Raw genomic sequence first — 341 nt, 5'->3', positions numbered from 1 at the left:
TTTGTCATCCCTTATTACGGAGGAATGACGCGCTGCGTCGTTTCAATTTTCAGCTTGTTCCGGATTGTTAAAGAGCAATATCTTAAACATGACTCGTAAGTCATCTTTAAGATATGTGGGTAACATCTTTCACCTGTCACCAAGCTTTGGCGTCCCCTAGGGGATTCGAACCCCTGTTACCGCCGTGAAAGGGCGGTGTCCTGGGCCTCTAGACGAAGGGGACAATTAAGTCTGTCTTCGAAAGACACTTTGCTCGTTATTTTCTATCAGACAATCTGTGTGGACACTGCGCGGGAAGGTATCTTCAGGTAAGGAGGTGATCCAACCGCAGGTTCCCCTAC

1 tRNA gene is annotated in these 341 nt (G+C 47.8%); it reads right to left on the bottom strand.

The features are described 5' to 3' along the window. Positions 1 to 147: 147 nt before the first annotated feature. A tRNA-Glu gene (locus NR195_RS22735) sits at positions 148 to 223 on the bottom strand. Between the last annotated feature and the right edge of the window lie 118 nt (positions 224 to 341).

The sequence above is a fragment of the Pantoea sp. Ft-CA_14 genome, assembly GCF_024520875.1.
GTDB lineage: Bacteria > Pseudomonadota > Gammaproteobacteria > Enterobacterales > Enterobacteriaceae > Pantoea > Pantoea agglomerans.
Note: the sequence above shows the minus strand (reverse complement) of the source record. Positions and strands in the feature narration are given on the sequence as shown.